Origin of the sequence: Kitasatospora sp. NPDC059817 (genome assembly GCF_042731835.1) — a bacterium.
Classification (GTDB): domain Bacteria; phylum Actinomycetota; class Actinomycetes; order Streptomycetales; family Streptomycetaceae; genus Kitasatospora.
Genome location: NZ_JBHWIR010000297.1, coordinates 1 through 5,896 on the forward strand (window position 1 = coordinate 1; position 5,896 = coordinate 5,896).

A 5,896-nucleotide genomic window follows, 5' to 3' on the forward strand; every position below is an offset into this window, starting at 1 on the left:
ACTCCCATACCAGTGAAGTCAGGATGTTCAAGAGATCACGCAGTGGCCCGCTTTTGATGCGCCGTCCGTGGCCCTAATTTCACCCGTCGACGACATCCGCGCGCCCGTGTCCACGATCCATCAGGTGAGCGTCGAGCCCGACTGGTGGCATGCCCTGCGCGGCGTGCGGGACGAGGTACCTGGATTCCCGGCGTCCTGCCACCGACAGACGGCGCCGGTCCGCCTCGTCGGCGGCCCAGGCGAGCACCATGCGACTGGGGCGTTCGGGATCGACGCCGACCTACGGGACGTTGTCCGCCGGGACTCATCATGTCTCCTCCCGTTGACAGGGAGCGGACCCGTCGGCACACCGCCTTGCGCGCCGCACCGGCGGGCCCTCGCCGGAAGCCGCATGCAACAAGTCCGCATCCGATCAGGTGGCCCCGGCCGATCGCGACGCCCACGCGGTCACCGGACGAGGAAGCGGACATTCTTTTACGGTATTCCCGAGCCGCTCGGACACCCGCCGGATCTCAGGGGAAAGCGTCCCGAACACGTGTAACCGCGCGATGGGATCGCACTGCAACTGCCACTTCGCAGAACAAAAGGCCGCCTCCGCATCTCTGCGAAAACGGCCCACGCCCTGTATAAACGCTGAACAACAGGATTTGCACCTGCGCCCCCCGGCACTTCAGTGACCCCGTCATCTCCCGACCGAAAGGCCGGGATGGGATATCGCGATCACGAGTCGCAGAATCAGGGCTCCTGCTCCACTAATCTGCATAATTACCTCCTCGCGATCGTCCTTCCGGTAAGTTCTCCGGCACCTTCCAGGTTACTCCGGGAAAGCGCGAATTCGGGCCTGCCAAGTGCACGAATACCAAACGCGTGGGTTCACCACCCCAGGCGGACCTGAGGGGCGACCTCCAGGTGGCCTGACAGTGCCGATCAGCCGGGTAGCGGCAGCACGGTCCGGTGTCGAGCATCGTGGCCATCAGCGACGGCGATCCGCCTCTGAGCAACGACGCGCACTGTCTCGACGGGACGGCGCGGGCTTTCAGCCGGAGTGTGGGCAGGGATTCGGATGGCACTATGCCGATGTCCCTGCTCGACTGGACCGTGACGGCGGTGTTCTCGGCCGACGGCGCGTTGCGGTACGCCCGCGCGACGGGCCCGGGCAGTGGAAATGTCGAACTGGACATGCGGTCCACATCGGACGTACTCGAGGCATACGGCAGTCCGGCACCGCCGCCGTAGCCCGTGGTCCCCCGACCGGATGACGTGCCACAGTGCACATCGGGTGATCACGAGCGCATTGCCGGAAAGGGACGGAGGAGCGATGGCAAGGCTCATGGTGGAAGGCGATGAGCTCGTCGCCACCCTGTCGTGGTGGGAGAAGGCAGCGGCGCGTCGCCGTGACGTCCGGGTGCCCGTGTCCGCGATCCGTCAGGTGACCGTGGAACCCGACTGGTGGCGTGCCCTGCGCGGCGTGCGCGGACGAGGCACGTGGATCCCCGGAGTCCTGTCCATCGGCACCCGTCCGCATCCCCAGGGGAAGGACTTCGCGGCTGTCCGTGCCCGAGGGCGCCGGCCCGTCGTATGCGTCGATCTGCAGAGTCCCTCGCCCTGCGCCCGCCTGGCCGTCACCGACCCGGATCCCGACGGCACCGCACGAGCCGTCCGAGCAGCCGCCGGCCTCTGACCGCTATGCGGATACGCGACCTGGAGGCCTGGCCGGTCGTGGGACGACGGCTACACCGTCGGTCTCCTCCCCCGGGACCGGGAGGAGCATCCCTGGAACGCCGACGCTACGACGTCGCCGGACTGCACCGGACCGGACCGCCGAACGCCTCGGGCTCCACGACTTACCGATCCTCCCAGTCAGCCGCCGAACCCGCTGCCGCAGGTGTCCGGCCTCACCCGCCGACTTGCCCGCCCATACGGCTGCGCCGCTACCCGGACGCACCGGACCCTCATCCGTGGGCCCGGCGCGTGTCCGGGCACAAGGGCTTGGCCGTGTCGGACACCCTGGAGTTCTCGGGCTGTGTACCCATCGTTGATCCCTTCGTCGCACCTGCAGAAGCCCGGTCGGAGGTGATCCGGGTCGGGCACGGCTGCCTGTGCCTGGCGAATCACCGAACGCCCCCAGGGCCTGTGCGAGTCGGGTATTGGCAGCGGCGCCCTGGTCGCAGACGGAAGAATGATCCGTATGCAGGCGCAGTGGGTTTACCAGTTCCGGGACTGCCCGGACGCCGACGACGTCGAGGCCCTGGCCGAGGAAGAGAGTCGGCCCCGGCAGATCCTGGTGCGCGACCGCTCCGGCGCTGGCGGCCTGGTCGACGGATACGTCCTGCAGAGCATCGACGCGCAGGAGCGCACCGCCGTCTACATCTGGGCTCAGACCGGCGCCCCCGACGCGGTCGCGGCCTACCTGCTGGAGTTCCTCGCTGAGGTCTGCCCCAGGGAGACTGCCTGGTGAGCGACGGCTTGGAAGCGGTCCACCCACACATCCGGTGCTTCCTCGATGCGAGCCGACGCGATGCTCCCTCGACTTCGCCGCAGGAGCGAGTACCCAGCGGCTCGCGGGTAACGGGTCAGCCGGCCGTGACGCCACGATCCGGCAGCTGAGTCAGGAGCCCGCCCTCCGAGCGCCGCCTGCCGATGGCCAGGGCACCGGCAACCGTGAGAACTGCCGCCATCGACCAGCGGCGGGTGAGGCCCCAGCGCTTCGCGGAGCGTGCCACAGGCCGGACTCCCGGATGGACTACCTCCGTAGACACTTCGGCACTACGCGTGATGACTGCATGAATGGCTTACCACCGTCGGTCGCGCACCAGACAGCTCCCCCCAGCCGCACGCATCGACTCGGGCCCCTCCCGGGGCCGCACGCCCGTTCACGTGGGAAGTCGCCCGGAGTGTCCTGCGCCCGAACGCAGGGGCGCCATCGTCCGCGAGGCCTGGCGGCCCGCTGCGGAACGCCGATCCGAGCCACCCGCCAGAGAGACGGACCATGCGCCTCCTCGTTCGCCCCGCCTGCCCGCGCTCGGGCGCCGCGCCGGGCGGCCGCTCGCCGGAATGGGCGTGCTCGCCCTCGCCGCGGCCGACGCGCTGGCCGGTCTCACCCCCGGTGTCCGTTCCGCCTCAAGCCACCGCGAGGCGCCGCTGATCGCGGGCGATCCGCGGGCCGACAACACCGACGTGTACGCCTTCGTCAGCCCCGACAAACCGGGACACCTTCACGTTGATCGCGAACTGGATCCCGTTTGAGGAACCCAACGGCGGGCCGAACTTCTACGCGTTCGCGGAAGACGTCACCTCAGTCCCTTGGGGCCGCAAAGCATGGGGCGTCCCCAAGCCGGCGCTGAAGAACGCTGCGGAGCAGATCCGCCGGATCCGGGCTGGGGCTGCAGGTCATGGGAACCGCCCGTCAGCAGGAGGGGCTCAAGGTGATCTGGGGGGCTTGTGCCGTAGCCCGATGTCGGCCTGGCGGCCGAGCCGCGGCAGCGCGAACTCCCCGGTGGACGTACTCACATGAACCCGCGACCTTCGGACGGCAGCGCGCCAAGGGTCGCGCGCACCCGGCTCGCTAAAGTTGAGCGTCAGCTTGTCAAGAAAGCTCTGGCGTCGCTATAACTTTCTCGTCGAGGTGCCCAGGCGGGAGGACAGAGCCAGGCAGGTCCGGCGCCGTGGCGCCCGTGGGCACCCGTGACCGTTAGCGACTGTGAGGAGCTGATCCCTTTGTTGATGCGTACCGACTCCCTGCGCGGCCTGCGCGACCTCGACCGGCTCACCCAGCAGCTGGTCGGCACCGTCTCCCAGCCGGCGGGGATGCCGCTGGTCGCTTACCGCGACGGCGAGGTGTTCGTGCTGCGCCTGGACCTGCCGGGCATCGACCCGAAGACCATCGACCTGGACGTGGAGCTTAACGTCCTGACTGTGCGCGCGGAGCGCGCGTCCGGGCTGCCGCAGGGCGCGGAGGTACTGGCGGACGAGCGGGTGCTGGGCCGGTTCTCCCGGCAGGTGTTCCTGGGCGACGCGCTGGACACCGACCGGATCGACGCCGACTACGACCAGGGCGTGCTGAGCGTGCGCGTGCCGATCAGCGAGAAGGCCCGCCCCCGCAAGATCGCCATCACGGCCAAGGGCGAACGCGAGGCCATCTCCGCCTGACCGCTGCGATGCGGCTTCGATGTCCGCTCCCCGTTCCTGCCGCACCGACCGGCCGCCGCGCCCTGCCGGGCTTCGCTCGCCGACGCCGGCGAGTGCCCGTGGGCGCGGCCCGGCCTCTCCGTGCGGGCCCGGACCTCTCTCCTTCGGTCCGGGCTCGCGCGGCGGGCCGCGAGCGGGCCGGCCGGTGCGGTGAAGTCTTCAGCGGGCCGCCCGGCCCCGGGCGCGGTCGCGGTCGCGGCGGTGGGCGCGCACGGTTGACCTATGGGCATCGTGGTTCTGCTGGAACTGGTCGAGCCGCTGGACGCTCTCATCCTGGGGATCGGTGGCGATCCGGTCGACGCCCTGTCGGTGCGGCGGGTCCATGCCGCACCCTCGGATCCGGATGCACCCGGCGGGCTGGGGCGCTCACCGTGTGCGGTATGGGCACCGCGGCCATGGTGGTCGACCGGTGGAGTCCGCAGCGGCCGGGGCAGGGGTGGTATCCGCCGCGCTGGGCCGGGTACTTGTGCCTGACCTGTGATGCCGCCACCCGTGCCCTCTGATCCGGCGGTGGGGCGGGCCGGCGCGGTCCTATCGGGCCCCCGGCGGGCGGTCGCTGTGCTGCCGGGTGGTGTCGAGGGCGGCGCGCAGGGCGGGCAGGTCCGTGATGGCGGCCTGTTCGGCGAAGCGGGCCAGCAGCCGGCGCAGAACCCGCTCGTCCCGATCGTGCACGGCTTCGGCGATGGCCGTCGCTAGCGCCGCCTGGGTATGGGGGTCTGGGGTGCGCTCCTGCCGCGCGGCCTGCGGCCCTTCCACCGCTCGCCTCCCGTTCACTCGTGATCCCTGGCCGCTGGACGCGGCGTCCTCCGTCACGGCGCGGCTGCGGCGACCGGCCGCCCAGCCCCGTGCGGGGCGAAGACTACCTCCCCGACCGGCACCGAAAAATCTGTGCCCGCTGGAGTAGACATTGCCGCGCACCGTGGTTAGTGTTTCTCTCGTAGCAAGCCGCCAGACACGAACTGGCGGGCAGAAGTTCGCAGGTCGGCACGGTTTGCAGGGTCCTGAAGCCAGGGATGGTGCAGTAAGGCGACGGGACCGGTGGCCGGGCCGGGCGGCCCGCAGGTATCAGGGGCCGCTACCCAGCGGTACCGCAGTTCAGCAAGGGCAGTACGCAGTACCCAGCAGTTGAGCAGGACGCGGGACACGCCGGGCAGGTGGGCGTGAAGAAGGCGGCGCGGTAGCAGAGTCCCGGAGCCACAGCAGGTGCAGGACGGTGACGGGACTGGCGACCGGGCCAGGTGGCCCGCAGGCATCAGGGGCCGCCACCGAGCGGTACCGCAGTTCAGCAAGTGCACTACTCGTAGGTGAAGTTGAGTTCGGCAGTATCGGCAGTCGCAGTGCGCGGTACCCCAGTGAAGGCGCCCAGACTGCGGGCGCGCGCGCTGGGAGTCCGGCAGTGGGGTTCCAAGCCGAGCGGTTGAGCAGGACGGGCAACGGGGCTGGCTGCCGGAGTCGGCGGGACCGCCAGGGACCGCCGTAGCAGTACCGGGTAGTTGGCACTACCACGCAGTTCGCATTACCGCAGTACCCGTGTGAGCAGTACCGAGCAGGTCGTATTACCACGCAGTTGGAAGTACCGCAGTTCGCAGTAGCCGGCCCGTACAGAGGATGAATGGAGGGACAGCGCGCCATCAGGATCGCCCGGCCCGTGAGTAAGTCGCCCGGGCGGATTCCGAAGACCCCAAGGCAAGGACGGTGGTTTCCGGTC

At 69.8% G+C, this 5,896-nt stretch carries 6 protein-coding genes and 1 pseudogene; 5 read left to right on the forward strand and 2 right to left on the reverse strand.

Annotated features, from left to right (window positions below; translation table 11 throughout):
* The first annotated feature begins 954 nt into the window (after positions 1 to 954).
* From ACFV61_RS33680 to ACFV61_RS33700, 5 genes and pseudogenes are all read left to right on the forward strand, one after another.
* Complete coding sequence (locus ACFV61_RS33680; RefSeq protein ID WP_380495875.1) at positions 955 to 1,236, forward strand: hypothetical protein; 282 nt, start codon at positions 955 to 957, stop codon at positions 1,234 to 1,236.
* 82 nt (positions 1,237 to 1,318) lie between these two features.
* The gene (locus ACFV61_RS33685) at positions 1,319 to 1,681 is read left to right on the forward strand and encodes a hypothetical protein (RefSeq protein ID WP_380495877.1); all 363 of its coding nucleotides are present in this window, start codon (positions 1,319 to 1,321) and stop codon (positions 1,679 to 1,681) included.
* A gap of 507 nt (positions 1,682 to 2,188) precedes the next feature.
* Positions 2,189 to 2,458, forward strand: a complete 270-nt coding sequence (locus ACFV61_RS33690; RefSeq protein ID WP_380495879.1) for a hypothetical protein — start codon at positions 2,189 to 2,191, stop codon at positions 2,456 to 2,458.
* Between the two features lie 596 nt (positions 2,459 to 3,054).
* A pseudogene (locus ACFV61_RS33695) lies at positions 3,055 to 3,289 on the forward strand (DUF4331 family protein); the annotation flags it as partial.
* A 434-nt stretch (positions 3,290 to 3,723) separates the two neighbouring features.
* Positions 3,724 to 4,149 (forward strand): Hsp20/alpha crystallin family protein, encoded by a 426-nt coding sequence (locus ACFV61_RS33700; RefSeq protein ID WP_380495881.1) that lies wholly within the window; start codon positions 3,724 to 3,726, stop codon positions 4,147 to 4,149.
* A gap of 198 nt (positions 4,150 to 4,347) precedes the next feature.
* Here ACFV61_RS33700 and ACFV61_RS33705 read toward each other — a convergent pair whose 3' ends face one another.
* Positions 4,348 to 4,512 (reverse strand): hypothetical protein, encoded by a 165-nt coding sequence (locus ACFV61_RS33705; protein WP_380495883.1) that lies wholly within the window; start codon positions 4,510 to 4,512, stop codon positions 4,348 to 4,350.
* Between the two features lie 207 nt (positions 4,513 to 4,719).
* The gene (locus ACFV61_RS33710; RefSeq protein WP_380495885.1) at positions 4,720 to 4,860 is read right to left on the reverse strand and encodes a hypothetical protein; all 141 of its coding nucleotides are present in this window, start codon (positions 4,858 to 4,860) and stop codon (positions 4,720 to 4,722) included.
* Positions 4,861 to 5,896: the final 1,036 nt, after the last annotated feature.